The following is a 26,999-nucleotide window of genomic DNA, read 5'->3' on the forward strand; positions in this document are numbered from 1 at the left end:
AGCCAATTTGAATCCGGAGCGACCTGCGCGAGTTCTCAGATTCTTTGGCCAGCTGCCCTCAGACCTCCAGACCATGCTCCCGTAGCAGGTTGGCCAGCCCTTCCTCGTCCAACACTGGCACCCCCAGCTGCTTGGCTTTGGCCAGTTTGGAGCCGGCGGCCTCGCCTGCGACAACGCAGGCGGTTTTTTTGGAGACACTACCAGCCACCTTGGCACCGAGCTGCTCAAGCTTTTCCTTGGCCTGATCCCGTGTCATGCCTGAGAGAGTGCCGGTCAATACCCAGGTCTGGCCATTGAGGGGCTGTTCATCCGCCGAAAGCACCTGCTCTTCCTGCCAGGTGACACCTGCCTCTTTCAGAGCCGCCAGTGTTTCCTGGTTGTGGGGCTGATCAAAGAAGCTCCGGATATGACCGGCCACAATCGGCCCGACGTCAGGTACCGTCTGCAGAGTCTCCTCATCCGCTTCGGAAATCGCTTCCAGCGTACCAAAATGGGCTGCCAGCCCCTTTGCAGTTGCCTCACCCACTTCACGAATGCCAAGCGCATAGAGGAAACGCCAAAGCACCGGTTCCCGGGAGCGGTCGATGGCGGCAATCAGATTAGCAGCGGATTTGTCGCCCATACGCTCCAGGCTGGCAATCTGGAATTTCGTCAGGCGATAAAGATCCGCCACGGTGCTGACCATGCCCTCGTCTACCAACACCTCGATCAGCCGGTCCCCAAGGCCCTCAATATCCATGGCCTTACGGGAGGCATAATGCCGGATTGCTTCCTTGCGCTGAGCCGGGCAGTACAGACCGCCGGAACACCGGGCAACGGCTTCCCCCTCAATCTGGACTATATCTGAGCCACAGACCGGGCAATGCTCTGGCATTTTAACCATCGGCGCCTTGGCCGGGCGCTTTTCCGGCACCACCTTCACGACCTGCGGGATTACATCCCCGGCCCGGCGAATGAACACCGTGTCGCCGATATGAACATCAAGGCGCCGGATCTCGTCCATGTTGTGCAGGGTCGCATTTGATACCGTGACGCCGCCGACAAACACCGGTTTCAGCCGGGCTACCGGTGTTACCGCTCCGGTTCGGCCCACCTGGAATTCCACATCTTCAATAACCGTCAGCTCTTCCTGGGCCGGAAACTTGTGGGCGATCGCCCAGCGCGGCGCGCGGGAAACGAACCCCAGCTCCTGCTGGAAATCCAGACGGTTTACCTTGAACACAATGCCGTCGATTTCGTAGGGCAGGCTGTCGCGCTTGGCCATTAGTTCGTTGTAGGCATCCAGGCAGGCTTCCACGCCCTCGGCCTTGCGCATTTCCGGATTAATCCGGAAGCCCCAGCCCCGGACAAGCTGCAGGCTGTCCCAATGGGTTTCCGGCAGTACAGTTTCGTCGGTCACCGCCATACTATAAGCACACAGCTCCAACGGACGCTTGGCGGTTACGGTCGATTTCTTCTGGCGCAGACTTCCGGCAGCAGCGTTGCGGGGATTCACAAAGGTTTTCTCGCCCTGCTCTGCCAGCCGCTCGTTGAGTTTCTCGAAACCGGCACGGGGCATGTAAACCTCGCCCCGAACCTCAACAAGATCCGGGTATCCCGAGCCGCGCAGCTTGAGGGGTACCGACGGAATCGTGCGAATATTGGCGGTGATATCTTCGCCGGTATAGCCATCGCCCCGGGTAGCGGCGCGGGTTAAGGTGCCATTTTCGTAGTGCAGACTGACGGCGAGACCATCAAGTTTGGGCTCACAGACATACTCAATGGCGCCGTCCTCACCCAGTCGGTCTCGAACCCGACGATCAAAATCCCGAAGTTCGTCCTCACTGAAGGCATTATCCAGCGACAGCATCGGCAGGCGGTGGGTGACTTCCGCGAAACTGGTCTCAGCACTGCTGCCTACCCGACGGGTGGGTGAATCCTCAGTCGCCAGTTCCGGGTGTTCAGCTTCCAGCTTCTGCAGTTCCCGAAACAAACGATCGTACTCGGCATCGGGAATTCTGGGGTCGTCCAGAACGTAGTAGTAGTAATTGTGGTCTTCGAGGGTAGCGCGCAGAGAATCCACGCGCTTCCGGATAGCTTCGGGAACGTTAGTCATCGGGTCTGGGGTCCGGACGGGCTATTAGGCTCGCTGTGAGCGCTGCTTGCGTTCAAACTCACGAATGCGCTGGCGACAGTGCTCAATGGTTTGCGGTGTCATCACGCTTCGACGCTCGTCTTTCAGTTCACCACCGAGGTTTCGCACCACACACTGGGCGGTTTCAAGCATGAACTCGAAGGCCTGCAAGGCATTGGTGGGCCCTGGCAGGCTCATGAAGAAACTGATACCGGGGGTGCTGAGCCCGGCCATGTCCTGAGGGCGAAAGGTGCCCGGCTCCACGGCGTTGGCCACGCTGAATTGCACAGGCGTGGTGGTGTCCTCGGATTCATGGCGGTGGTAAATGTCCATATCGCCATGCTCCAGGCCGCAGGCCTCAAAAAGGCTCTTGAGCTTGCTGCCCTGGAACTGCTCACCGCTGCGAGCCAATACATTGATCACCAGCACTTCCCTGGCCTCCGGGCGATTGGCTCCAGCCAGGGGCTGATTCTTGCGCGATTTCCCAGGCGTTCGCCGGGCTGTATCTTCCTCAACTTCGGTGGTAACCACCGGCTGCTCTCCCGCTCGGGGTTCGGCTTTGGCTTTTTCAGGCCGGGCGGGCCTGGTTTTCGGTTTATCCGCTTCTGGTTCCGGAGTGCTGGTCACCTCGGGCTCAAGGGACTCGGGTTCTTCTATTTCCGGTTTCACAACCCTCGGCGGACTCAGGATGCCATCATCTTCATCCCCATCTCGGGCGCTCCAGCCGGATTCCGGGGTAACATCGTCTTCTTCATCGGCACTTACGGGGGCGGACATATCGCGCTTCAGATAGCCCCGGTCTTCCAGTGTCGAACGGGAAACCGTGCGGGCGCCGCCGTTTGGCAATTCCGGATTGAAGTCATCATCCAGCGGGGAATCCTTGAGCTCGTCTGCACCCATACCAGACGAAATGGCCATGGATTCCTTCCGGGCACGCCGCATTCGGCGCACACCGTCAATCACAATTCCAATAATAACCAGGGTACCTATGGCAATTAACCATTCCCTAAGTGACATAATGCTGCTGTCCTGTTTGCAGTTTGGAACGTTGCTACTCTAAGAAAAGCCCGTAATGAATACAACGCACACCGGGCCCAGATGGCGTTATTGTCATGGTTGGCGAGCATTTCACCAACCACTACGCCTATCAGGCCTCAGCCAGCGCGGCGGCCTCATCCACATCAACAGATACCAGGCGCGAGCAGCCGGGTTCGTGCATGGTGACCCCCATTAACTGATCCGCCATTTCCATGGCGATCTTGTTATGGGTAATGTAGATGAACTGAACCTGTTTCGACATCTCCTTAACCATATTCGCGTAGCGACCCACGTTGGCGTCGTCCAGCGGCGCGTCCACTTCGTCCAGCATACAGAACGGAGCGGGATTGAGCTGAAAAATCGAGAACACAAGCGCGATGGCTGTCAGCGCCTTCTCACCCCCCGACAACAGGTGGATGGTGCTGTTCTTCTTGCCCGGCGGCCTCGCCATGATGGCCACGCCAGTCTCCAGCAAGTCTTCCCCGGTCAACTCGAGATAGGCATTGCCACCACCGAATACTTTCGGGAAAAGGGCCTGCAGGCCGCCATTCACCTGATCAAACGTCTCTTTGAAGCGCTGCCGGGTTTCCCGGTCAATCTTCCGGATGGCATTGTCCAGGGTTTCCAGGGCTTCCATCAGGTCGTTGTGCTGTTCGTCCAGGTAGGTCTTGCGTTCGCTTTGTACCTGATACTCTTCAATGGCCGCGAGGTTAATCGCCCCCAGGCGCTGGATACGATTACCGATTTTCTCCAACTCTTCAGCCCAGACATTTTCCTCGGCATCCTCTGGCAGCTGTTCCAGCACTTCCTGAAGTTTTACGTTCAGCTCTTTGAGCTGTTCGATGTGGTTGCCGGACCGAATCTCCAGGGCCTGGGATTCCATCTTCAGTTTTTCCAGCCGAGCCCGGATTTCCTGAACCTGGTGTTCAGTTCGGCTCCGCCCCTGTTCGCGATCACGAACCTGGCGGTCAATGTCTTCCAGCGCATCCCGGGCGGCACTGAGCTTTTCTTCTTCGGCCAGTCTTCGCTCCAGCAACCCTTCAAGCTGCAGCTGGAGATCCTCGATCGGCTCCTCGGCACTTTCCCGGGATTCCCGAAGAACATCCAGTCGCTCTTCCAGCCGTTCTTTCTGCATCTGCATCCGGTCGATGGTTTGCTGTAGTCCGTCGCGCTGGCTCTGGAGGGTCTGCAACTGTAGTTGCAGTTGATGAGCGTGATCACGATCGTGCCGGGCTTCCTGGCGCAGGCGGTCCAGGTTTTCCCGCAGAGAATCCCGTTGCTCCAGCAACTGCTCTTTCTCTTCATCGCTGTCCTCGCTGGATGCGAGTGCGATGTCCCACTCTTCACGGGCTTCCTGAAGGTTGGCCTGCTGCTCTTCCAGAGCCAGGTCTACATCTGCAATGTCTTCCCTGATGCGGGCCAGCCGGGCGTCAATCTGCTCTGCCCTGGCCTTCAGGCCGCTGGCACGGGATGCCAAAGCACCAAGCTCCCGTTCAATGTCACTGTGGCGTGCCTGGGCCTCGTCCCGTTCGGTTTCCGCACGTTCAGCCTTCTCTTGCAACAGCTCCAGCTGTTCGGTTGCCTGCTCCAACCTGGCTTCAGCTTCTGCCAGCTGTACCTGTAATTCCGCGACTTTTTTCTGACGCTCAATCACACCAACCTGAGCTGCATCGGAGTCTGGCATCAGTAACCAGTCCCGGGACAGCCAGACACCGTCCCGCGTGATGATGCTTTCGCCAGGCGCCAGACCAGCGCGGTTGGCCATGGCTTCGGGAAGGGTATCGGCAGCGTAAACCGAAGAAAGCAGTTGGCTGACCCCTGCGACACCGCTTACCTTGGCCGCCAGACCGTTGGTTACAGGCGCGGCTTCACCGTCACTGACCACTGCAAAACCTTTGGGTGCCGATTCCAGCGCCGTAGCCAACTGATCAAACTCCGGCAATGTCAGGCCTTGGGTGAAGCGGCCAATGACCTGCTCTACGGCGAACTCCCAGCCGTCCTCAATCGTCAGTCTGGCGGCAAGCCGCGGCGCTTCGGTCAGCCCCTGATCGGCCAGCCACGATTGCAGGGCATCGTCGCCTGCTCCCATCTGTTCATCCAGCAGTGCCTGCTGGGAATCCAGCGTGGCTTTCAGGCTCTGTACCGTCTGGCGATATTCCGATGAACTCTGTTCGGCTTCGCGCAACGTCTGTCGGCTGGAATACACCTGATCCTGCAGTTGCTGAATACGCTCCGCGGTTTCTTCCCTTTTCAGTTCCAGGGTTTCCTGTTCTTCCAGCAGCTGCTCGAGCTCCGAGCGATCCAATTGTCCGTCCAGCAGCGTCTGCTCATCCCTCAGCTTCTGTTGTCGGGTTTTAAGTTGTTCGATGGCGTCTTCAAGAGAGCGAATTCGGGATTGGGCCAGTTCAGCCTGCCGGCGGGCATCTGAGGAACGGGTACTGAATTCGTCCCAGCGGTGCTGCCAGTCACTCATGGCCTCTTCTGCCTGCTGCAGCTTCTCGGCTGATTCCTCTGAACGTATCGCCAATGCCTCCTGTTCAGGCTCGATCATGTCGAGCTCTTCCCGGAGCGTGGCCAGCTTTTCTTCATCCTGCTCCAGTTCCCGACCCAATTCCCGCTGGTTGGCCATAGCCTGATCCAGCTCCGCCGCTGTCTGTCGGCTGCGTTCGCGCTGGTGTTCCAGGCTTTGCTCAATACGGGCGATGTCGGCTCCGGCTTCATAATACCGGGCCTGAGCCCGGTTGAAGTGTTCGGTCCGTTCATGGTGGTCTTGCCGGAGCGATTCCAGGGAAGTCTCCAGGTTCACCCTTTCGGTCAGGAACTTTTCAAGTTCCAGCTCGGTATCGCGGATTTTACCGCGCCAGGTCTGAAGATCGTCATCCAGGGCTTTCCAGCGCAACACCGTCAGCTCGGCCTTCTTTTCGCGCTCTTCCTGTTTGTAGGCTTTGTATTTTTCCGCGGCTGCCGCCTGACGCTCCAGGTGCTGCAGTTGACGTCCAAGCTCTTCGCGAAGGTCTGTCAGCCGCTCCAGGTTCTCCTGAGTACGGCGAATACGGTTCTCCGTTTCCCGCCTCCGTTCCTTGTACTTGGAAATGCCCGCAGCTTCCTCGATGTATACCCGCAATTCTTCGGGCTTCGCCTCAATCAGCCGGGAAATCATGCCCTGCTCGATAATGGCGTAACTGCGCGGCCCGAGACCGGTTCCAAGGAACAGATCGGTAATGTCACGACGACGGCATTTGGAGCCATTCAGGAAATACTCGGATTGCCCTTCCCGGGATACCCGGCGTTTTACCGAAATCTCGTTGAACTTCACAAACTCGCCGGGCGCCGATCCGTCACTGTTGTCAAAAACAAGTTCAATCGACGCCTGTCCCACCGGCTTGCGGGCACTGGAACCGTTGAAGATAACGTCGGTCATCGATTCGCCACGCAGGTACTTCGCGGAACTTTCACCCATTACCCAGCGAACGGCATCGATAATATTGGACTTGCCACAGCCGTTAGGGCCCACCACCGCGGTCATGTTGGAGGGGAAAGGCACCGTAGTGGGATCAACGAAGGATTTGAATCCCGCGAGCTTGATGGACTTCAGCCGCATATCAGGCGGTCTCCTCCGTGAGAATACTCAGAACCTGGTGGCGCTGATGCTCGCCAAAGTCCTGAATAACCCGTTGCAGACGCTCGGAATCGCCCTCAACGGCAGCATCGGCCAGACGACGGAAGAAGGTACCGGTTTCTGCGATCTCACTCCGGAAATGATCCAGCGCCACGTAATAGGTCCGGCTGATGGCGGGACGGAAGTTTTCGAGGGTTTCCTCAAGAAAGGGATTGTCAACCAGACGGTAGGCATACTGCATGACCCCGAACCCCGCTTCAATGACCCGCTCTGCGGCATCGGGCGCATTCGAGTTCAGGGCATCAATAACCGCCTGCATTTCATTAACCTGCCCCATCACGCCGCCGAGCTGTTCACCTGGCCAACGCTCCAGCACCTTGCGAGCCAACATGCACAGCAGATCGATGTAAATATCGTAAAGGGCATTCACCGAGTCTATCGTCAGCTCCGACACCACCGCCCCGCGCCGGGGATAGATCTCAACCAGATGACGCCGCTCCAGAATCAGCAGAGCCTCACGCACGGAGCCGCGGCTGACATTCAGATCGCCGGCGACCTTGAGCTCCTGAATTCGCTCTCCCGGCTTGAGATCGCGAACAACAATGCGCTGCCCCAGATGCTGGGCAATCTGTTCGGATAGGCTTTCCGGTGCCTGAAATCTCATAAATCGACAGCTCACTTGGTACATTCAAGCGCAGGAGTTTATCACAGGCTTTTGGCAGCCCCACCCCTTTGTCCGACATTTCGATTGCACGTCTTCAGAACCGGCAACCCGCTGCCGGAATTTTGACAACCAGGCAAATATTATCTGCCAGTTTATGGAATCGACTTTAAAAAGAGACATTTCCCTGTTGTTTTTATTGGTTTTTTATCTTATGGCATTTTTTCTGCTTATTGGTACAGCAAATCACTTTGTCACCAGCAGAGCGTCCTACTGTGAAAAACCTGACATCGATCCGGCCAAACACTTCCCGCCCCGCGCGGCTTGCCGCTTTGAAGCAGTCGTTCCAGGACTGGAACAACACCTCCGATGTCATGGCCCGGCTGGCCAGACGCCTGAGCACCACTCTCTCCCTCGAGGCGCAACTGTCGATTCTGGCGGAGGAGATGACAGACATGGTGCCTTTCGACTCACTCAATTACAGGCACCGCATTGCCCGTCAGGACTTCGTTTTTTCCACTGGCATGGGTGGGCCCCATCGCTGCGAGTACCGTCTCTCTCTGGAAGGTCACCAGTATGGCACTCTGACGCTACACCGTCGCCAGCGATTCAGCGATGACGAGCTGACGGGTATCGAGATGATGCTGTCCGGTGCGATCTGCCATATTCGTAATGCCTGCCAGTTCATTGCCATCGAACAGACCGCACTGACGGATTCCCTGACAGGCATTGGCAACAAACGGGCACTGGATGAGGCGCTCCAGCGCGCAAGCGCCATGGCGGACAGACACGGCGCCCCCTGGAGCCTGATCCTGTGCGATCTGGATCACTTCAAACTGATTAACGACAACCACGGCCACGTGGTTGGCGACCACATTCTCGCTCGCACCGCAGAAAAGCTTGAGCAGGCCCTGCGTAATTCCGACACGGTCTATCGCTTTGGTGGTGAGGAGTTTGCCATTCTCCTGCCTCATACCAACGAGCAGGAAGCCCGTGATGTAGCAGATCGAATTCGGGGTGCCATTGAAAGCATTCGAGTGGACGGCGGTGAAACACCTTTGACGGTTACCGCCAGTTGCGGTGTGGCGATGCATCTGACGGATGAACAGCCCGAGCAATGGCTTGCCCGGGCCGACGAAGCACTCTACCGGGCCAAGGCGGCCGGCAGAAACTGCACGCGGGTATTCGCAAGTATTTCCTGAAGAGAGGCCTCAGCGTGCGGGCTTTCTGCCCTTGCCTGCAGATGGCTTCCCGCGGGAATCTGACCGGGCTTTTGGCGGCGCACCATCGGCGACTTGCCAGCTTCCACCTTTACGCGTCCGTTGCAGTGATTTACCAGGACTCTTGCGGCGCTTGCGATCATGGGCAGCCTGCTCTCCCGGAGTTTTCTGGGGTACAGCAACGCTGCCGAGCCCGACGGCACGGCTCAGCGTATCAACACCCTTCTGATCCAGCTCTTCCCAACGGCCCATGGTCAACCGGCTGGGCAGGAAGATCGGTCCATACCGTACCCGCTTGAGACGGCTCACCCGAACGCCCTGAGATTCCCAAAGGCGACGCACCTCCCGGTTGCGACCTTCCAGCAAGGTTACGTGGAACCACTGGTTCATACCTTTGCCACCCGCCGGGCTGATATCGGTAAACTTGGCCATGCCGTCTTCAAGCAGCACACCTTCCTTCAGGCGCTCAATCATGGCGTCATCCACTTCACCGAATACCCGAACCGCGTATTCCCGGTCAATCTGACTGGAGGGATGCATCAAGCGATTCGCCAACTCACCGTCGGTGGTAAACAACACCAGACCGGTAGTGTTGATATCCAGACGCCCAATGGAGATCCAGCGCTGGTCCTTGAGCCGCGGCAGGCGGTCAAACACCGTGGGCCGCCCTTCCGGGTCTTTCCGGCTGGTTACTTCGCCCTCTGGCTTGTTGTAAATCAGCACCCGACGCACAACTTCGGCAGCTGAACTCACATCCAGCAGCTTGCCATCAAGCTCAAAACGATCAGAAGTGGAAGCCTTCTGGCCAGGCTGAACCGGAACGCCATTAACCAGCAGTCGACCGGCCTCTATCCAGCCTTCCACTTCCCGCCGGGAGCCAACGCCGGCGCGGGCAAGCAGCTTCTGCACCCGCTCGGGGCCTGCACTTAGAGACTGATCGCTACGGGCTGTTTTGTTTTCGGGGCCTTTTGCCGCCATAAGGGTAGATATCCTTGATATACGGGGCTGAAACCTGGGTTTCAGTGAAGTGTCTGATCCGATTCAGGCGCCTGGGACTCCGAGTCAGAGTCCGGACTGGCACCGGAACCATCAGGAGAGTCGAATTTGATCTCTCCCTGCATGTTCTGCTCTATTTCCCGACCGATTTCCTCAAGGTCACGCACCTCAGAAAGCGGAGGCAGTTCATCCAGCCCGGTCAGGTTGAAATAATCGAGGAACTGGCGTGTGGTGGCATACATGGCAGGCCGCCCAGGGACATCCCGATGACCGACCACGCGCACCCACTCTCGCTCAAGCAGTGTTCGAATGATATTGCTGCTTACCGTAACACCACGAATATCCTCGATCTCGCCACGGGTGATGGGTTGACGATAGGCAATCAGGGCCAGAGTTTCGAGAAGCGCCCGGGAATAACGCTGGGGCTTTTCCTCATACAGCCGACCAACCCATGGCGCAAACTCTTCCCTGACCTGCAATCGGTACCCGCTGGCAACCTTGCGAAGCTCGAAGCCGCGGCCTTCGCAGGATTGCTCCAGCATCATCAGCGCATGCTCCATCACCTGCCGGGCCGGGCGCTCATCTTCGCCAAACAGCTCGCGCAGCTGCTCCAGAGACAACGGCTTGCCGGCCGCCAACAGTGCCGCCTCCGCAATAGCCTGAATACGGGTCAGATGTTCTTCGTTCATAGTGTCACTCGATCCTTCAGCTTGCCGCCCGCGCCCTGACATGAATGGGGCCGAGCACTTCCGCCTGAACGATTTCAATCAGCTGTTCTTTCACCAGTTCCAGTGTGGCAAGAAAGGTGACCACCACGCCAAGCCGGCCCTCTTCAAGGGTATACAGGCTCTCGAATGTTACGAACCGGTCGCCCTGCAGCACAGACAGAATGTGGGACATCCGCTCCCTTGTCGATAACCGCTCTTTCTCGACATGGTGGCTGGTAAACAGATCCGCCCTCTGCAAAACACCCTGCAACGCCAGTAACAGCTCCTTCATATCAACGTCCGGATGGGGTTGCGATGACGGAAGCTTGGGTAAAGCAGCGGAAGCCGGATAGGTATCCCGTTCCATGCGCGGGATCTCATCGATATCCTCCGCAGCCTTCTTGAAGCGTTCGTACTGCTGCAGCCGGCGAATCAGCTCTGCCCGGGGGTCAATATCGTCTTCATCGTCACTCTCCTGGCGGGGCAGTAACATACGGGATTTAATTTCCGCCAGGGTGGCCGCCATCACCAGATATTCCGCTGCCAGCTCGAACCGCATCGCTTCCACTGCACCAATGTAATCCATGTACTGGCGGGTGATTTCACTGACATCAATATCGAGGATATTCATGTTCTGGCGGCGAATGAGGTACAGAAGCAAATCCAGCGGCCCCTCGAAGGCCTCCAGAAAAACCGCGAGCGCATCCGGCGGGATGTAAAGATCCTTCGGGATGTCCACCAGGGGTTTGCCGGACACGAGCGCCAGCGGCACCTGTTCCGGTGTCGTTGCCTGCGCCTCTTCCGGCTCCCTGGTGTCTTCGGTCATGCCTTTGCCAGCCTTTGACGTTATTGGCAGTCAGGACTCAGCGGTAGCTGAGCCCCATCGCTGCACGGACTTCTTCCAGGGTATCGCGGGCAGCATCACGCGCATGCTCTCGCCCTTCCTGCAAAATGGAATGGACCAGATCCGGGTTGCTCTCGTATTCCCGGGCGCGCTCATGCAGCGGCTTCTGCTCTTCGATGATGGCATCGATCAGTGGCTTTTTGCAGTCCAGACAACCAATGCCGGCGCTGCGACAGCCTTCCTGTACCCACTGGCAGGTCTGCTCGTCAGAGTAGACTTTATGCATACCCCAGACCGGACACTTCTCCGGTTCGCCCGGGTCTGTCCGGCGCACCCGCTGCGGGTCGGTTTGCATGGTCCGGATCTTTTGCGCAACACTGTCCGGATCTTCACGCAAGCCAATGTAATTGTTGTAGGACTTGGACATTTTCTGGCCATCCAGCCCTGGCATCTTGGATTCCGGAGTCAACAGCGGCTGAGGTTCCGGCAAGATCACTTTGCCGCCGCCTTCAATAAAGCCATAAAGCCGCTCGCGGTCACCCAGAGAAATGTTCTGCTGTTCTTTCAGCAGGGCCCGAGCGGTTTCCAGTGCCTCAAAATCACCTTCTTCCTGATAGCGCTTTTTCAGGCTGCGGTAGAGTTTCGCGTTCTTTTTACCCATCTTGACGATAGCCGCCTCAGCCTGTTCTTCGAAACCGGGCTCGCGGCCATAGATGTGGTTGAAACGGCGAGCGATTTCCCGGGTAATTTCCACATGGGAGACCTGATCGGCACCCACCGGCACCTTGCCTGCCCGATACATCAGGATATCCGCAGTCTGAAGCAGCGGATAACCCAGGAACCCGTAGGTTGCCAGGTCTTTCTCCCGCAGCTTTTCCTGCTGATCCTTATAGGTAGGAATACGCTCCAGCCAGCCCAGCGGGGTGATCATCGAGAGTAACAGGTGCAGTTCCGCATGCTCCGGCACCTGAGACTGAATGAACATGGTCGACGACCCCGGGTTAACACCGGCGGCCAACCAGTCAATAACCATGTCCCACACACTTTGTTGAATACCGGATGTGTCATCGTATTGCGTGGTCAGGGCATGCCAGTCTGCCACGAAGAAGAAGCACTCATACTCGTGCTGGAGTTTCACCCAGTTTTTCAGCACACCGTGATAGTGGCCGAGGTGAAGCTTGCCGGTCGGTCGCATACCGGACAAAACCCTTTGCTGGGAATCTACAGAACTCAAAGCACGAACTCCTTATTTCTGTTTATTAGGCGCCTGGTTTCACCACCGGAGGTGGCTCAGGAAATCAGGCTGACCGGGCATTATAGTCTTTACACCTCGCTGCGTTAAGCAAAGCGATATAAAACACCGGCGCCATAACGCAAAACCCCCGGAATTCTCGCGAATCCGGGGGTTTTGTTAAAGGCTTGAAACGGGACTGATTACCAGCCGGTCACTTCCTTCAGGGCCTTGCCGATTTCGGCCAGGCTGCGCACGGTTTTAACACCGGCGTCTTCCAGGGCGGCAAACTTCTCGTCTGCAGTACCCTTACCACCAGAGATGATGGCGCCCGCGTGGCCCATACGCTTGCCTGGAGGTGCAGTAACACCGGCAATGTAGGAAACCACGGGCTTGGTGACGTTCTCTTTGATGAACGCAGCCGCTTCTTCTTCGGCAGTACCACCGATTTCACCGATCATCACGATAGCTTCGGTTTCCGGATCTTCCTGCAGCAGGGCCAGAATGTCGATGAAGTTGGAGCCAGGAATCGGGTCACCACCGATACCGATACAGGTAGACTGGCCGAAACCGTAGTCCGTAGTCTGCTTGACGGCTTCGTAAGTCAGGGTGCCGGAGCGGGATACGATGCCAACCTTACCCTTCTTGTGGATATGGCCTGGCATGATGCCGATCTTGCACTCGTCCGGAGTGATGACACCCGGGCAGTTCGGGCCAATCATGCGAACGCCTTTGCGGTCAACGTATTCTTTGGCGTACAGCATGTCGATGGTCGGGATGCCTTCAGTGATACATACGATCAGCTTGATGCCGGCATCAGCCGCTTCAATGATGGCGTCTTTACAGAACGGCGCCGGTACATAGATCACGGTAGCCTCGGCACCGGTCTGCTCTACGGCGTCACGGACGGTGTTGAACACCGGCAGGCCCAGGTGCTCGGTACCGCCCTTACCCGGGCTTACACCGCCAACCATCTTGGTGCCGTAGGCAATGGCTTGCTCAGAGTGGAAAGTACCCTGTGCGCCGGTAAAGCCCTGGCAGATAACCTTGGTGTCTTTGTTGATCAGGATGCTCATTATTTACCCCCTGCGGCTTTAACGACTTGCTCTGCGGCATCCGCCAGGCTGGTGGCGGCGATGATGTTCAGACCGCTTTCGGCCAGAACCTTGGCGCCCAGGTCAGCGTTGTTGCCTTCCAGACGAACCACAACCGGTACTTTAACACCCACTTCCTTAACAGCACCGATGATGCCTTCAGCGATCATGTCGCAGCGCACGATACCACCGAAGATGTTAACCAGAACGGCTTGTACTGCGTCGTCAGACAGGATGATCTTGAACGCTTCGGTAACGCGCTCTTTGGTTGCGCCGCCGCCTACGTCCAGGAAGTTGGCAGGCTGGCCACCGGACAGCTTGATGATGTCCATGGTGCCCATGGCCAGGCCAGCACCGTTAACCATGCAGCCGATGTTGCCTTCCAGCGCAACATAGTTGAGCTCCCACTTGGCCGCTTCCGCTTCCCGGGAGTCTTCCTGGGAGGGATCGTGCATCTCGTGGATTTTCTTCTGACGGTACAGTGCGTTGCCGTCTACACCTACTTTGGCGTCGAGGCAGTGCAGGTCACCAGCCGGGGTGATCACCAGCGGGTTGATCTCAACCAGAGCCAGGTCGCACTCTTCAAACAGTTTGGCCAGGCCCAGGAAAATCTTGGTGAACTGACCGATCTGCTTGCCTTCCAGGCCAAGCTTGAATGCCAGTTCACGACCCTGGTACGGCTGCGCGCCGACCAGCGGATCAATTTCGGCTTTCAGGATCTTTTCCGGAGTTTCTTCGGCAACCTTCTCGATTTCCACGCCACCTTCAGTGGAGGCCATGAAAACGATACGACGGGAACCACGGTCTACCACAGCGCCCAGGTAAAGTTCCTGATCGATGTCGGTGAGGGATTCAACCAGAATCTTGCTGACTGGCTGGCCGTTTTCGTCGGTCTGGTAGGTAACCAGGTTCTTACCCAGCCACTTTTCGGCGAATTCACGGATCTCTTCTTTGCTCTTGACCAGCTTTACACCGCCGGCCTTGCCGCGACCACCGGCGTGAACCTGGGCTTTCACTACCCAGCCGTCACCGCCGATTTCGTCTGCCGCTGCTACGGCTTCCTTGGGAGTATCGCAGGCAATGCCTTTGGATACGGGCAGGCCGTACTCAGCGAACAGCTGCTTGCCCTGATATTCGTGCAAATTCATAGTTAATGTCCCGTCTATTGATGGAGGATAACCACGTACGGAAATGAACCCGTCAGTGCACCGCCATTGGTGCAGCTGGAACGAATTCGTTCTGGCAGGCCAGGGATCGCCTCGGCCTGCCGGTCACGCATGCGAAAAGCCGCCGTTATGATGGCAGCGGGGCGCCCCAGTTGGCGCCCCGTATTCCGGCAATGCGTTACTTCTTCTTGCGACGGTTGGCGACGTGAATCGCACCGCCAGCAACGGCCAGGGCCGCTTCGTGCACAGACTCGGACAGAGTCGGGTGCGCGAAACAGGTCAGGGCCAGATCTTCTGCGCTTGAACCGAATTCCATGGCGATCACGCCCTGGGCAACGATTTCAGACGCCTGCGGACCCACCACGTGGAAGCCAAGAATACGGTCGGTCTTCGCATCTGCGATGATCTTGACCATACCGGAAGCGGCATTGGCAGCCATGGCACGACCGTTCGCCGCAAACGGGAAGGTTCCCACGTTATATTCTTCGCCTTCAGCTTTCAGTTGCTCTTCGGTCTTGCCGACCCAGGCAACCTCAGGGAAGGTGTAGATGACATTCGGGATGCAGTCGTAATTGACCTGAGGCTTATGCCCGGCAATACGCTCAGCAACCATCACGCCCTCTTCAGACGCTTTGTGGGCCAGCATTGGACCACGAACCACATCACCGATGGCCCAGACACCCGGTGCTTCGGTCTTGCAGTTGTCGTCTACGAAAATAAAGCCCCGCTCATCCATGGTCACGCCGGAGTCTTCAGCCAGTGCACCATCGGTGTACGGACGACGGCCAACAGCCACGATCAGCTTGTCAAACTTGGCGTCTTGCTTACCCTTGGAGTCTTCGTAGCTGACGTTAACCAGCTTGCGCTTGACTTCCGCGCCAGTCATGCGGGCGCCCATCACGATGTTCAGGCCCTGCTTCTGGAACTGCTTCAACGCATCCTTGGCACACTGCTGGTCAACCGCCGGCAGGAAACTGTCCTGCGCTTCGATCACGGTTACTTCTGAACCCAGGCGGGCCCAGACGCTACCCAGCTCCAGACCAATAACACCGGCACCGATCACACCAAGACGCTTGGGCACTTCGGTAAACTCCAGCGCACCCTCGGAATCGACGATGTACTCACCGTCGAACGGCGCCGGCGGAATCTCGATCGGCCGGGAACCGGTGGCGATGATCACGTTGTCGGCTTCATAGGTCTTGGTTTTGCCATCCTTGTCGGTGACTTCCACCTTACGACCGGCCAACAGCTTGCCGTGGCCGTGGATCGAGGTGACGCCATTGGCCTTGAACAGGCCAGCAATGCCACCGGTCAGCTGCTTAACGATACCAGCCTTGCGCTCCATCATCTTGGCAACGTCGATTTTCACGTCCTTGGCCAGGATGCCCATGGAATCGTAATCGTGGCTGGCTTCCTCAAACTTGTGAGTCACTTCCAGCAGGGCCTTGGACGGGATACAGCCTACGTTCAGACAGGTGCCACCGAGCACCTGGCTCTTGCCGTCTTTACCAGTCCAGGACTCAACACAGGCGGTCTTAAGACCCAACTGAGCGGCTTTAATGGCAGCAACGTAACCACCGGGGCCTGCACCAATGACAATAACGTCGAACTTATCGGACATAATCTTTCCTGTTATCGAATTCGTTGAGTGTCAGATTACACATCCAGCAGGATACGTGCCGGGTCTTCCAGCATTTCCTTGATGGCCACCAGGAACTGCACCGCTTCCTTGCCATCGATCATACGGTGATCGTATGACAGCGCCAGGTACATCATCGGCAGAATCTCAACCTTGCCATTTACCGCCATCGGGCGCTCCTGGATCTTGTGCATACCCAGAATGGCAGTCTGGGGCGGATTCAGGATCGGCGTGGAAATCAGAGACCCGAAAATACCACCGTTGGTGATGGTGAAGGTGCCACCGGTCATATCTTCAATGGCCAGTTTGCCTTCCTTCGCCTTGGTACCGTACTCGACGATCTTCTTCTCGATGTCGGCCAGACCCATAGCGTCGGTGTCACGCAGAACCGGTACCACCAGGCCACGGTCGGTGGATACCGCCACACCTACGTCCTGGTAACCGTGGTACACCATGTCGTTGCCATCAATGGAGGCGTTTACTGCCGGGAAGCGCTTCAAAGCTTCGGTAGCCGCTTTGGTGAAAAACGACATGAAGCCCAGCTTGATGCCGTGGCGCTTCACGAAGCTGTCCTGGTACTGCTTGCGCAGTTCCATGATCGGCGCCATGTTCACCTCGTTAAAGGTGGTCAGCATGGCTGCTGTCTGCTGGGCATCAACCAGACGCTTGGCGATGCTGGCACGCAGGCGGGTCATCGGAACCCGCTTCTCGGCGCGCTCGCCCTGGGCAACGTTCACCTCAGGCATCGCTGCCGGCTTGGAGGCAGCCGCTCCACCGGAAGATTTGTTGCTGTCCACGTAGTTCTGAACGTCTTCCTTGGTAACACGGCCGTCTTTACCGGTGCCCTTTACCGCGCTCGGGTCAACGTTGTTTTCTTCGGCCAGCTTGCGGGCAGCCGGGCTTAGAATGGCATCACCGGAAGCAGCTTCGGATTTCTCTTCGGCTTTCGGTGCTTCGGCTTTCGCTTCGGACTTGCTCTCGGCTGGCTTGGATTCACCTGCCGCGCCTTCTTTGAACTTGCCGATCACCTCACCGCTTTCCACGGTGTCGCCTTCGTTCTTGAGAACTTCTTCGATCACACCATCCGCCGGCGCAACCACTTCGAGCACAACCTTGTCGGTTTCGATATCGACAATCAGCTCGTCACGGGAACAGGCCTCACCCGGCTGCTTGTGCCAGGTCGCGACGGTGCCTTCGGCAACCGACTCAGGGAAAACGGGGGCTTTAATCTCTGTTGACATTACGGATCCTTAGTTCGGTAGCTCGTCAGATTTCAAACGCGTCGTTAACCAGTTTCTTCTGCTCTTCAATGTGAACAGACATGTGTCCACAGGCAGGAGCAGCAGAAGCCTCACGACCGGCATACTGGAGATATAGCTTGGGATTCAGGCGCTGCAGTGCGTTCCGCATGTGATGCTGACTGCAATACCAGGCTCCCTGGTTCATCGGCTCTTCCTGACACCAGACCACATGCTTGAGCTTGCTGTACTGGCTCAGCAGTTCGTCCAGGTCATCGCTCGGGAACGGGTACAATTGTTCGATACGAACAATCGCGACATCGTCCCGCTCATCCGCCTTCTTCTTCTCCAGAAGATCATAGTAGACCTTGCCACTGCAGAGGATCAGGCGAGTCACTTTTTTCGGATCGGACGGCTCTTTCTCCGGCAGAATTGTCTGGAATGTACCGGATGTCAGGTCGTCCAGACCCGAAATGGCTTCCTTATGGCGCAGCAGGCTCTTGGGCGTAATGGCAACCAACGGCTTGCGCAACGGACGCTTCACCTGCCGACGCAACATGTGGAATACCTGAGACGGTGTAGTCGGCACACAGACCTGAATATTGTGTTCGGCACACAGCTGCAGGAAACGCTCCAGACGGGCGGAACTGTGTTCCGGCCCCTGCCCTTCATAACCGTGTGGCAGCAGCAGTGTCAGGCCACACAGTCGACCCCACTTATGCTCACCACTGGTCAGGAACTGATCAATCACCACCTGGGCACCGTTGGCGAAGTCACCAAACTGGGCTTCCCAGACAATCAGCGCGTTCGGCGTCGTGGTGGAATAACCGTATTCGAACGCCATCACCGCTTCTTCAGACAGCAGTGAGTCATAGATGTCGAACTTCGGCTGATCGTCTTTCAGATTCTGCAGGGAAATATGAGTAGACCCATCTTTCTGGTTATGCAGAACAGCATGACGGTGCGAGAAGGTGCCCCGGCCCACGTCCTGACCAGTCAGGCGGATCGGGTGGCCTTCGTTCAGCAAAGTGGCATAGGCCATCATTTCGCCGTAGCCCCAGTTCAGGGACAGCGCGCCAGCCGTCATCTTCTCGCGATCATTAACAATCTTGGAAACCTGGCGCTGTATGCTGAACCCTTCCGGCACTTCAGTCAGCTTCTTGCCCAGTTTCTGGACGGTTTTCAGCGCAACGCTGGTCTTGCACTTCGCTGTCCACTCATGGCCCAGATACGGAGCCCAGTCCACGTAAAGCTCTTTGTTAGGCTCTTTAACCAGGGACTTGACCACGTGATCACCCTTGTCCAGGGCGTCCCGGTAATCAGTCTCCATCTGCTTGGCTTCATCTTCGGTGATCACACCGGCTTCAACCAGCTGATCCGCGTAGATCGCACGAGTGGTCTTCAGCTTGCGGATCTTGTCGTACATCAGCGGCTGGGTCGCTGCCGGCTCATCCGCCTCGTTGTGGCCACGACGACGGTAGCAAACCAGATCAATCACTACATCGCGCTTGAATTCGTTGCGGTAGTCCATCGCCATCTGGGTGGCAAACATCACCGCTTCAGGATCGTCGGCGTTCACATGCAGAATCGGCGCCTGAACCATCTTGGCAACGTCGGTGCAATACTCGGTGGAACGAGCATCTTCCTGTTTGCTAGTGGTGAAGCCAACCTGGTTGTTGATCACGATGTGGATGGTACCGCCAACACCAAAGCCCCGGGTCTGGGACATCTGGAAGGTTTCCATCACTACGCCCTGCCCGGCAAACGCAGCGTCGCCGTGCATCACAATGGGTACCACGGTACTGCCATCGGTATCGCCACGACGGTCCTGACGGGCGCGTACCGAGCCTTCCACTACCGGGGATACGATTTCCAGGTGAGACGGGTTGAAGGCCATGGCCAGGTGAACCTCGCCACCTGGCGTCATCACGTTTGAGGAGAAGCCCTGGTGGTATTTCACGTCGCCGGAGCCGGAATCCGCGAGCTTCTTGCCCTCGAATTCATCAAACAGTTCTTTCGGATTTTTGCCCAGGGTGTTGACCAGCACGTTCAGTCGACCGCGGTGGGCCATGCCCAGCACGATCTCTTTGGCGCCATAGGAGCCCGCACGCTGAATCAGCTCGTCCAGGCAGGGGATCAGACTTTCACCGCCCTCGAGACCAAAACGCTTGACGCCCGGATAACGGGAACCCAGGTATTTTTCCAGCCCTTCGGCAGCCGTCAGGCGCTCAAGAATATGCTTGCGGGTTTCGGTCTCGTATTCCGGACGGGAACGAACCGGCTCCATACGTTGCTGGAACCAACGCTTGATGCGCGTGTCTACCACATGCATGTATTCAGCGCCGATGCTCTCGCAGTAGGTCTGGCGCAGGCCTTGGACAATATCGCCGAGTTTCATGCTCTCGGAACCAAAGTTCAGAGAGCCGGTCTGGAACTCCAGATCAAGATCGGATTCGCCCAATTCGTGGAATCGCGGGTCCAGATCTTCTACCTGAGGACGTTGCCAGACACCCAGAGGATCAAGCTTTGCTTCCTGGTGACCGCGGAAACGGAAAGCGTTGATCAGCTGCAGAACACGGATCTGTTTTTTATCAGCGTCGGACGTAGCACTGGCAGGCACGCCATTGGTCGCCAGAAAACGCTGATTGCGGGAGATGTGCTCAAACTGCTCGCGGATGGTGGAGTGAACGATGTCGCGGCCCTGATAGCCATCGACGCTCGGGAGTTTGTCGAAGTAACTCCGCCACTCTTCTGGAACTGCATTGGGGTCTGTCAGGTAGGTTTCAAAAAGCTGTTCAACATAGGCAAGATTGCCACCCTGCAGGTGGGAAGTCTGCCATAACTGCTCCATGATGCTTTCGTGCATTTTGAATAGCTCACCTTGGGCTGGTGCGGGGGAGCCAGTATGGTCGGCCAGGGGTAATTCTCAGTCAATACGGGTTATTACGGCATGACTTTGGCCACCACACCCGGCAAGGATGTTTTCCGTCCCCAGTGATTTTTATACTCAGCAATACTGTCCGGTGACTGGATAAGCGCACCGAAACAGCGTGCATAAGTTTGCACCCCGGTAAGACTTTTGACTATAAGCCTTTGGTTGAAGGCCCCGCATATAGCGAGGCCTTCAGGGGTACTAACTGGTGTCAGAACACCAGTATAGCTGGTGCTGCGAATTTTGCCGGTCAGGTGGCTCTTTGCAGCAACAGGTTCCGGATATGGCCAATTGCCTTTGTGGGGTTCAGGCCCTTCGGACACACACTGACACAGTTCATGATGCCACGGCAGCGGAACACGCTGAATGGATCGTCCAGGTTCGCCAAACGCTCTGCCTGGGCGGTATCACGGCTGTCGGCCAGAAAGCGATAAGCTTGCAACAGACCAGACGGACCGATGAACTTGTCCGGATTCCACCAGAAAGACGGGCAAGCGGTAGAGCAGCAGGCACAGAGAATACACTCGTACAGGCCGTCCAGCTTCTCACGATCTTCCGGAGACTGCAGACGCTCGATGGCTGGCGCGGGGTTGTCATTCACAAGGTACGGCATCACTTTTTCGTACTGCTTGTAGAACAGGCCCATATCAACCACCAGATCACGAATGACCGGAAGACCAGGCAGCGGGCGCAAAACCAGCTTGTTGTTCTTGACCACATCGGAAACCGGTGTGATGCAAGCCAGGCCGTTCTTGCCATTCATGTTCATACCATCTGAGCCGCAAACGCCCTCACGACAGGAACGGCGAAATGCGACAGTCGGGTCCTTTTCCTTGGCCAGCGCCAAAACATCCAGAACCATCAGATCTTTGCCTTCCGGCAACTCAATCTCAACGTCCTGCATGTAAGGGGCGTTGTCAGTTTCCGGGTTATAACGGTACAGACTTACCAACATTTTCAGGATACCCCCTTAGTAGGTCCGGATCTTCGGCTCGAAGGTCGGAACCGTTTTCGGTGCAAAGTTCACGTCACGCTTGCCAACGCGCTTGTCCAGCGGGAAGTACATGGAGTGCTTCAGCCAGTTCTCGTCGTCACGCTCGGTGAAATCGTTACGGGCATGGGCACCGCGACTTTCTTTACGCTCAATCGCAGACTTGGCGGTCGCATAGGCAACTTCGTACAGGTTGTCCAGTTCCAGCGCTTCGATACGGGCGGTGTTGAATGCCTTACTGGTATCAGTCAGCTTGGTCTTGCGAACCCGCTCACCGATTTCTTCCAGCAGCTTCAGCCCCTTCTCCATGCTTTCGCCGTCACGGAACACGCCGAAGTAGAGCTGCATGCAGTTCTGCAGGTCTTTACGAACCTGAGCCACATCCTCACCCTCACTTGCACTGTCCAGACGCTCCAGACGAGCCATGGCACGCTTGATGTCTTCGTCGCTTGCGCCGTCGACCTCGAAACCACCACGCAGCTGCTCCTCAATGTGCAGACCAGCCGCACGACCAAAGACCACCAGATCCAGCAGAGAGTTGCCACCCAGACGGTTGGCACCGTGTACAGACACACAAGCGGCTTCACCGCAGGCAAACAGGCCCGGAATCGGCTTGTCATTGCCGTTTTCATCCTGAGTCAACGCCTGACCACCAACGTTGGTCGGAATGCCGCCCATCATGTAGTGACAGGTCGGAACCACAGGCACGGGCTCTTTGACCGGATCAACGTGAGCAAAGGTACGGGACAGCTCACAGATACCCGGCAGACGCAGGTTCAGGGTTTCTTCGCCCAGGTGATCCAGCTTCAGCAGTACGTGATCCTTGTCGGGACCACAGCCGCGGCCTTCCAGAATTTCCAGAACCATGGAGCGGGCAACAACGTCACGACCAGCGAGATCTTTGGCGTTCGGAGCATAACGCTCCATGAAACGCTCACCTTCGGAGTTGATCAGGTAACCACCCTCACCCCGGCAACCCTCAGTTACCAGCACACCGGCACCGTGGATACCGGTCGGGTGGAACTGCCACATTTCCATGTCCTGAACCGGGAAGCCGGCACGCAGGGCCATACCGATACCGTCACCGGTGTTGATCAGGGCATTGGTGGTTGACGCATAGATACGACCGGCGCCACCGGTTGCCAGAACGGTCGCCTTGGCCTTGATGTAGCAGACTTCACCGGTCTCAATTTCGATACCGACAACACCGACCACTTCGTCTTTACTGTTCTTGACCAGGTCCACGGCGTACCACTCGTTCAGGAACGAAGTGCCGCCTTTGAGGTTAGCCTGGTATAGCGTGTGCAGCAGAGCATGACCGGTGCGGTCGGCTGCGGCACAGGTACGGGCAGCCTGACCGCCCTTACCGTAGTCCTTGGACTGACCACCGAACGGACGCTGATAGATACGACCCTGCTCGGTACGGGAGAACGGGAGGCCCATGTGCTCGAGCTCGAACACTGCCTGCGGACCGACGGAGCACATATACTCAATCGCGTCCTGGTCACCGATGTAGTCAGAACCTTTCACAGTGTCGTACATGTGCCAGCGCCAATCGTCGTTGGGATCAGCGCTTGCGATCGCACAGGTAATACCGCCCTGGGCGGATACCGTGTGCGAACGGGTCGGAAATACTTTCGTGATACACGCGGTATCGAGACCGGATTCGGTCAGCTGGAGGGCGGCTCGCATACCGGCACCGCCACCACCGATAACAATCGCGTCGAACGACATGGTCTTGATGTTAGCCATCGATTAAAGCCCCCAAAGAATCTGAATGCCCCACACGACATATACAAACATTACGAGCACACAGGCTGCCTGAAGCAGAAAACGCGGCATCGCGGATTTGATGTAGTCGGTAGAAACTGTCCACAAGCCAACCCACGCGTGCCCGGCAATGGACAGCAGCGCAAGCAGACTGAAGATCTTGAACCATCCCTGAGCAAACAATGCAGACCACGCCTGGTAGTCAACATCGGTGGTCACAAAGAAGCCAAGCAGGAACAGCGTGTACAGAGCTAATACGTAGGCTGTTACGCGCTGGATGATCCAGTCCTGAATACCGTTACGACCAATATTCGTTACACTGTTCATGCCCATACCCAGACTCCTGCCAGAACGATGAGAACAACGGAAACCGCAATCGTGGCTTTCGCGGCGAGGCGCCCGCTTTCAAGCTCTTCGCCAATACCAGCGTCCATCAACAGGTGTTTGATACCTGCAACCAGGTGGTACAGCAGAGCAGACAGGATGCCCCAGATGATCAGCTTCGCCAGGAAGCTGTCCAGCAGCTCATTCACCCGGTTAAAGCCATCTTCTCCGGAAAGGGAGAGATCCAGGCCGTACATCAGGAAGGCAACACCTACGAAGATGATGATGCCGCTGATGCGATGCAGGATCGAAGTAATGGCTGGCAGCGGGAAATGAAACTTGCCGAGATCGAGATTTACTGGTCGTTTGCTATTCACAGCGCTCTCACACTCTCTCTTGGTTCCGCGGGACCGCAAAACGGTGGCGGATGGTTGGTATGTTGGGACCGGAGAATCGGTACGATACCGATAACCGATTGGTTCAGGAGGGCGGATGACTACCCGGTAGCTTGCTATACTCAAGCCCATAAGCCGGTGCATCCCCGATTCCGGGCTACGGATTATAAGGAGACACCCCGGTAATTACAAACTTGCAATCGCCCTCCAGGCCTTGCAGCTTGCAGCCTCTACCCATCTATAAGGCTTATTGACAAAACCAATTTCCGCCCCAGGGGCCCGATATTCCGGATATCCCTCATTTACAAACGGGAAGAAATTTGCCGTTTTCTCAGCCAGTGCATTGACAAAAAAAGCTGACGCCCTATATTTTGCCGCCAGTTTTGCGATAATACGCGCTTTCTGGCGCATCTACACATGCAGAAAAGCTGTTATAGCTAATCAGACAGGAGAGCACCATGACCGACAGGAAAGCCACGCTCTCGGTGGGAGATAAGTCCATTGAGCTACCGGTTTATTCCGGCACCGTCGGCCCTGACGTTATTGACGTACGCGGCCTGGTACAGGAAGGCGTTTTCACTTACGACCCCGGATTTGTATCCACCGCAGCCTGCGAATCGGCCATCACATACATCGATGGCGCCAACGGTGTGTTGCTGCACCGCGGCTACCCCATTGACCAGCTGGCCGAGCACTCCGACTTCCTGGAAGTCTGCTACCTGCTGCTGAACGGCGAACTGCCCAGCGAAGAAGAAAACAAGCGGTTCCACGACACCATCAAAAACCACACCATGCTGCACGACCAGATGCGCAACTTCTTCAACGGCTTTCGCCGTGACGCGCATCCAATGGCCATCATGTGTGGCGTTGTGGGCGCGCTGTCTGCGTTCTATCACGACCAGATGGACGTTTCCGATCCCAAGCAACGTGAAATTACCGGCCATCGCCTGATCGCGAAAATGCCGACCATTGCGGCATGGTGCTACAAGTATTCCATGGGACAGCCGTTCATGTATCCACGGAACGACCTGTCCTACGCAGAGAACTTCCTGCACATGATGTTTGGCACTCCGTGCGAAGAGTACAAGCCAAATCCTGTTCTGGCCAACGCCATGGACAAGATCTTCATTCTGCACGCTGACCACGAACAGAACGCGTCCACCTCCACCGTTCGCCTTGCAGGCTCTACCGGCGCCAACCCATACGCCTGTATTGCGTCCGGCATTGCCGCACTCTGGGGCCCGGCTCACGGCGGCGCGAACGAAGCGGTACTGGACATGCTGGCCGAGATCGGCGACGAGTCCAACATCGAGAAGTTCATTGCCAAGGCAAAAGACAAGGACGATCCGTTCCGCCTGATGGGCTTCGGCCACCGGGTTTACAAGAACTTCGATCCACGCGCCAAAGTCATGGCTCAGACTGCCCACGAAGTATTGAGCGAACTCGGCCTGGAAAACGATCCGCTGCTGAAAATTGCCCAGCGCCTGGAAAAGATCGCCCTGGAAGACGAGTACTTCGTTCAGCGCCAGCTGTATCCGAACGTCGACTTCTACTCCGGCATCATCCTGAAGGCCATCGGTATTCCGACCTCCATGTTTACCGTTATCTTCGCCATGTCCCGTACCATCGGCTGGTTCTCCCACTGGAACGAAATGGTCAGCGGTGCCAACCGTATCGGCCGCCCGCGCCAGCTGTACACCGGCTCGCCGAAGCGGGACTACCCGAAGAAGTAAGCACACCACTTGCCTTCAACCAGAAAAAAGCCGCTGACTTCAGCGGCTTTTTTTCATTTCCCGGTCAGTCTTTCACCATGCTAACGACAGTCCGCCGGCAGTAGTTTTTCAACAGCGTTCTGACCATAGCAACTCCAGAATAACCCGCTATCGGTGACCTCCGGCTCCAGAACGATGTATTCCGACTCTCCGGTTTCATCAACCCCCATCTCAATGCCGATCACACCACCGTCATAGACATCGATAGTATAGTTTTCGCCAGAGCCCCCGAAGGTACCGCCATAACCAAGCTCCGCCATCGAGCTCGGCCAGGCCTGGTGTTCACTGACATAGGAATCGACAGAATCCGTAACCCCCAAACCTTCCAGGTAAGCATCCTGATAACGACTTCTCTCTACGTATTCCTGATACTGAGGAATCGCAACAGCGGCCAGTATGCCGACAATGGCAACCATCACGAGCAAGGACGCAGCCCCTCCCCCAACCCCGAGCCTCGGGACGAACAGAGCGAAAAACCAGGCTAACTCGCTCCGCCCCGGGTGAGATACTTCACGCCCTTCCGACAGGGCAATGGCCGCTGCCATCCGCTTGGTGAGCCAGGGGTAGTCTCCCGTTATTTCGTTAAAGGACATCCAGAAGCCGTTGGTCACAGCCACTTGCCCTACAAATGCGTCCACGTTGATGGTTTGCCAGCGGGTATCGCCAGCAGCGATTGCTGCCAGCGCTGCCTTGATGTCCTCCGGTGACTGACAGCAGGCTACACCGTAGCGATCACACGTGTATTCTTCGGCACGCCGCAACGCCGGCCCGATTACAGGCAGCCAGGCAGCGGGTGCCAGCACCGGCCCCCAGGAAAGATGGCGCCGGTGAATATGACCCAACTCATGACCGATGTAGAAATCAATAGCGTCCGGGCGCTCTTCCAACGCATCAACAACATCAGTGAACAGCACAACAAAATGCCGTCCAAGAAACTTGGTCGCAAGTGCATTGAAAAAGTCCGTCCGCAGGAGGTAGGCTTCCGGCACCTCCTTTACCCCAACCTTTTCGCAACAACGAATAAGCCGGTCATAGAGATCCGGATATTGCTCGCGACTGATTCGCACCCCAGACCCCTTCAGGTGTGAGATGAAAGCCGAATGGGCAAAGAGAAAGAACACGTACCCCACCAACAGATACAGCAATACAATACCGAGCGTCCCCAGTATCAGAGCCAGCCAGATGGCCACAGCAAGCACCGCCGTCACCAGCAGCAACGGTTTTTCATGTTTGTATACCAGATTCATTT

At 56.8% G+C, this 26,999-nt stretch carries 21 protein-coding genes; 2 read left to right on the top strand and 19 right to left on the bottom strand.

Annotated elements, in window-relative coordinates; genetic code table 11:
• Window positions 1-58: 58 nt before the first annotated feature.
• The 4 genes from ligA to Q675_RS26590 all read right to left on the bottom strand — a co-directional run bounded on the left by ligA (window position 59) and on the right by Q675_RS26590 (window position 7,434).
• Window positions 59-2,095: an NAD-dependent DNA ligase LigA gene (gene ligA / locus Q675_RS26575; RefSeq protein WP_023011044.1), complete on the bottom strand. Its 2,037-nt coding sequence runs from the start codon at window positions 2,093-2,095 to the stop codon at window positions 59-61.
• A 24-nt stretch (window positions 2,096-2,119) separates the two neighbouring features.
• Window positions 2,120-3,130 (bottom strand): cell division protein ZipA, encoded by a 1,011-nt coding sequence (gene zipA / locus Q675_RS26580; protein ID WP_023011045.1) that lies wholly within the window; start codon window positions 3,128-3,130, stop codon window positions 2,120-2,122.
• Window positions 3,131-3,260: 130 nt separating this feature from the next.
• The gene (gene smc / locus Q675_RS26585) at window positions 3,261-6,752 is read right to left on the bottom strand and encodes a chromosome segregation protein SMC (RefSeq protein WP_023011046.1); all 3,492 of its coding nucleotides are present in this window, start codon (window positions 6,750-6,752) and stop codon (window positions 3,261-3,263) included.
• A 1-nt stretch (window position 6,753) separates the two neighbouring features.
• A complete protein-coding gene (locus Q675_RS26590) occupies window positions 6,754-7,434 on the bottom strand; it encodes a GntR family transcriptional regulator (RefSeq protein ID WP_022992464.1) in 681 nt (226 codons plus the stop codon).
• A 272-nt stretch (window positions 7,435-7,706) separates the two neighbouring features.
• Here Q675_RS26590 and Q675_RS26595 point away from each other — a divergent pair, with 272 nt between their 5' ends.
• The gene (locus tag Q675_RS26595) at window positions 7,707-8,633 is read left to right on the top strand and encodes a GGDEF domain-containing protein (protein WP_031211270.1); all 927 of its coding nucleotides are present in this window, start codon (window positions 7,707-7,709) and stop codon (window positions 8,631-8,633) included.
• Window positions 8,634-8,642: 9 nt separating this feature from the next.
• On the opposite strand, the gene rluB is transcribed toward Q675_RS26595, so the two are convergent.
• From rluB to Q675_RS38105, 14 genes are all read right to left on the bottom strand, one after another.
• Entirely contained in the window at window positions 8,643-9,629 is a 987-nt protein-coding gene (gene rluB / locus Q675_RS26600; RefSeq protein WP_023011048.1) for a 23S rRNA pseudouridine(2605) synthase RluB, read from the bottom strand.
• 41 nt (window positions 9,630-9,670) lie between these two features.
• Window positions 9,671-10,336, bottom strand: coding sequence for an SMC-Scp complex subunit ScpB (gene scpB, locus Q675_RS26605; protein ID WP_023011049.1), 666 nt, complete (start codon window positions 10,334-10,336; stop codon window positions 9,671-9,673).
• A 16-nt stretch (window positions 10,337-10,352) separates the two neighbouring features.
• The gene (locus tag Q675_RS26610; protein WP_023011050.1) at window positions 10,353-11,180 is read right to left on the bottom strand and encodes a segregation and condensation protein A; all 828 of its coding nucleotides are present in this window, start codon (window positions 11,178-11,180) and stop codon (window positions 10,353-10,355) included.
• Between the two features lie 37 nt (window positions 11,181-11,217).
• A complete protein-coding gene (locus Q675_RS26615) occupies window positions 11,218-12,432 on the bottom strand; it encodes a tryptophan--tRNA ligase (protein WP_081698855.1) in 1,215 nt (404 codons plus the stop codon).
• 200 nt (window positions 12,433-12,632) lie between these two features.
• Window positions 12,633-13,505 (bottom strand): succinate--CoA ligase subunit alpha, encoded by an 873-nt coding sequence (sucD, locus tag Q675_RS26620; protein ID WP_023008221.1) that lies wholly within the window; start codon window positions 13,503-13,505, stop codon window positions 12,633-12,635.
• On the bottom strand, window positions 13,505-14,671 hold the full coding sequence (sucC, locus tag Q675_RS26625) for an ADP-forming succinate--CoA ligase subunit beta (protein ID WP_023008220.1): 1,167 nt from the start codon (window positions 14,669-14,671) through the stop codon (window positions 13,505-13,507). Before sucC ends, sucD begins: the two co-directional genes overlap by 1 nt.
• Window positions 14,672-14,867: 196 nt before the next feature.
• On the bottom strand, window positions 14,868-16,310 hold the full coding sequence (gene lpdA, locus Q675_RS26630) for a dihydrolipoyl dehydrogenase (RefSeq protein WP_011784664.1): 1,443 nt from the start codon (window positions 16,308-16,310) through the stop codon (window positions 14,868-14,870).
• Between the two features lie 35 nt (window positions 16,311-16,345).
• Complete coding sequence (gene odhB, locus Q675_RS26635) at window positions 16,346-17,569, bottom strand: 2-oxoglutarate dehydrogenase complex dihydrolipoyllysine-residue succinyltransferase (protein WP_014421717.1); 1,224 nt, start codon at window positions 17,567-17,569, stop codon at window positions 16,346-16,348.
• 25 nt (window positions 17,570-17,594) lie between these two features.
• Window positions 17,595-20,432 carry a 2-oxoglutarate dehydrogenase E1 component gene (locus Q675_RS26640; RefSeq protein WP_011784662.1) on the bottom strand — a complete coding sequence of 946 codons (2,838 nt, stop codon included), beginning with the start codon at window positions 20,430-20,432 and terminating at the stop codon, window positions 17,595-17,597.
• Between the two features lie 316 nt (window positions 20,433-20,748).
• On the bottom strand, window positions 20,749-21,453 hold the full coding sequence (locus Q675_RS26645; protein WP_011784661.1) for a succinate dehydrogenase iron-sulfur subunit: 705 nt from the start codon (window positions 21,451-21,453) through the stop codon (window positions 20,749-20,751).
• Window positions 21,454-21,468: 15 nt separating this feature from the next.
• A complete protein-coding gene (gene sdhA, locus Q675_RS26650) occupies window positions 21,469-23,241 on the bottom strand; it encodes a succinate dehydrogenase flavoprotein subunit (protein WP_011784660.1) in 1,773 nt (590 codons plus the stop codon).
• A gap of 3 nt (window positions 23,242-23,244) precedes the next feature.
• Entirely contained in the window at window positions 23,245-23,586 is a 342-nt protein-coding gene (gene sdhD / locus Q675_RS26655; protein ID WP_011784659.1) for a succinate dehydrogenase, hydrophobic membrane anchor protein, read from the bottom strand.
• Entirely contained in the window at window positions 23,583-23,960 is a 378-nt protein-coding gene (gene sdhC, locus Q675_RS26660; RefSeq protein WP_011784658.1) for a succinate dehydrogenase, cytochrome b556 subunit, read from the bottom strand. The genes sdhD and sdhC overlap by 4 nt, the downstream gene beginning before the upstream one ends.
• A 204-nt stretch (window positions 23,961-24,164) precedes the next feature.
• Window positions 24,165-24,389 (bottom strand): hypothetical protein, encoded by a 225-nt coding sequence (locus Q675_RS38105; protein WP_014421719.1) that lies wholly within the window; start codon window positions 24,387-24,389, stop codon window positions 24,165-24,167.
• A gap of 47 nt (window positions 24,390-24,436) precedes the next feature.
• Here Q675_RS38105 and gltA point away from each other — a divergent pair, with 47 nt between their 5' ends.
• Window positions 24,437-25,711, top strand: a complete 1,275-nt coding sequence (gene gltA, locus Q675_RS26665) for a citrate synthase (protein WP_011784657.1) — start codon at window positions 24,437-24,439, stop codon at window positions 25,709-25,711.
• Between the two features lie 80 nt (window positions 25,712-25,791).
• Here the strand turns inward: gltA and Q675_RS26670 are convergent, their stop codons facing one another.
• Window positions 25,792-26,997 carry a M48 family metalloprotease gene (locus Q675_RS26670; protein WP_022992472.1) on the bottom strand — a complete coding sequence of 402 codons (1,206 nt, stop codon included), beginning with the start codon at window positions 26,995-26,997 and terminating at the stop codon, window positions 25,792-25,794.
• Window positions 26,998-26,999: the final 2 nt, after the last annotated feature.

This window comes from Marinobacter sp. EN3 (genome assembly GCF_000475315.1).
Taxonomy (GTDB): Bacteria; Pseudomonadota; Gammaproteobacteria; order Pseudomonadales; family Oleiphilaceae; genus Marinobacter; species Marinobacter nauticus.